Raw genomic sequence first — 1,896 nt, 5'->3', positions numbered from 1 at the left:
CCGCTCTTCCGATCTAATTTAACGGTGGTCGGATTTGTTTGCTATATACTTGAGTCTAGGATCAGCCACCAACTGAGCATTTGCTCAAATATATCGCCCAACTAGAGGCGAATATTACAAAAAGGAAAAAGCAACTATGAACAACTCGCGTCTGTTTAAAAAATCGCTTCTCGCAGTGACTATTGCCTCAGCTTCTCTTGCCTCTGCGCAAGTAGCAGCAGCAGGTTTCCAACTTAACGCTCAATCAGCAACCGGTCTTGGCCGTGCATTCGCTGGTGACGCTGTTATTGCTGATAATGCATCAGTCATGGCACGTAACCCAGCTGCAATGGCATTGTTTGATGACGTAGAGTTATCTCTAGGTTTTGTTTCTATTACTTCTCAAATTGAAGTGAAAGATGCTACTTATTCACAGAATAATTTACTTCTTAGCCAAGGCGCACCTTTAGGAACTTCTTATTCTGATAGTTCAAACTATTCTGATGCAGGTGATACTTCATTCGTACCTAATATTCACTTAATCGTACCAGTAAATGATAAGTTTGCCTGGGGCGTAAATGCATATACTAATTTCGCAACCAAAACTGAATTTGATGATTCATTTGTGGGCACAGAATACGGTGGTTTGACTGACGTTAAGAGCATGAATTTAGGGTTAGCTGGCTCTTATAGAATGAATGACCAATGGAGCTTCGGAGCAGGCCTAGACCTAATCTACGGCCAAGGTAAGTTACAGCGTTCTTTGCGGGCTTATAACCCTGCAACAGGCGATACACTAAGTACAAAAGAAGCACTTAATGCAGATGCTGACGGTTGGGCTGTTGGATTTAATATCGGCACAGTTTACGAGTTAGACGATAAAAACCGCTTCGGCTTCTCTTATCGTTATAGCCCAGAGTTAAAAGCAGATGGTAAAGTTAACGGTGTAGATGATACTCTCATCATGCCTCTACCAGATATGGCCGAGTTCTCTGGTTACCACGAAATTGAAGATACAAAGTTTGCTGTTCACTACTCTGTTCAATGGATTGGTTGGGAATCATTTGATGTCCTAGCAACAAAAAAGGCGGGTACGTTAAATGAGTACCAATGGCAAAATGGTATGCACTACTCGATTGGTGGTACTTACTTCCTAAACCAAGATTGGACATTACGTGCTGGTTACATGTATGACACAAGTGCTCAAGATCAAATCACTTCAATATCAGTACCTGACTCTGATCGCCAATGGTTCTCAGCAGGTTTCACATATGCTATAGATGCTAAATCTAACATAGACTTTGGCTTTACTTACCTATTAGGTGATGATGTTTCGGTTTCTGAATCAACAGATTTAACTCCTGCAAGTTCAGGTCTACCAGCTAACACTGTTGGAACGACAATGAAAGGTACTACTCACGCAGACGCTATCCTAGTTGGTCTTCAATACAGCCGTAGCTTCTAAGCTTTTTACTACTTAAGTAGTCGCTGATTTTAAGATTGTTAAAGGGCTGGTTTTCCAGCCCTTTTGTTATTTTCCCTTCCTGTAAAACTCTAATCTTCTTCAAAAACCTTTCATTTCGCATCACAGCTGTTCGCTCAAAAAATGAAACAACCTCATAACATCTAGGTTTTTTAACTGCATAAGACCGCCTTTAAAGATAATTAGTCTAAATACTCTAGTTTTACTCTTTTTTATTTTTAAAGTAATAACTCTAAACGTACCATTCAGCCACGATATTGATTCAACTCAGCGAACGGTACGATTAAATGGACTTCAACACTTCAAGAAAAACTCTCCTAGCTAGCGCAGTGGCCTTTGGCTTGCTTTCTACTTCTTCTGCCGTATTTGCCGCAGGCTTTCAGCTCGCCGAATACTCTGCAACTGGCCTTGGCCGCGCTTATGCAGGCGAAGCC

At 41.3% G+C, this 1,896-nt stretch carries 2 protein-coding genes; both read left to right on the top strand.

Features of this window, described 5'->3' with window-relative positions; translation table 11 throughout:
- Positions 1–136: 136 nt before the first annotated feature.
- Positions 137–1,444, top strand: a complete 1,308-nt coding sequence (locus ACP45E_RS21160) for an outer membrane protein transport protein (RefSeq protein ID WP_017038083.1) — start codon at positions 137–139, stop codon at positions 1,442–1,444.
- A gap of 305 nt (positions 1,445–1,749) precedes the next feature.
- On the top strand, positions 1,750–1,896 hold a 147-nt coding region (locus ACP45E_RS21155; protein ID WP_347229990.1), incomplete at its 3' end, for an outer membrane protein transport protein.

The organism is Vibrio genomosp. F10 str. 9ZD137 (assembly GCF_049974785.1).
Classification (GTDB): Bacteria; Pseudomonadota; Gammaproteobacteria; order Enterobacterales; family Vibrionaceae; genus Vibrio.
The sequence above is the reverse complement of the archived record's forward strand: the minus strand, read 5'-3'. Positions and strand labels throughout refer to the sequence as shown.

Excerpts from the sequence above, each read along its gene's own strand:
- ACP45E_RS21160 (WP_017038083.1), top strand. The coding sequence starts at position 137 with ATGAACAACTCGCGTCTGTTTAAAAAATCGCTTCTCGCAGTGACTATT.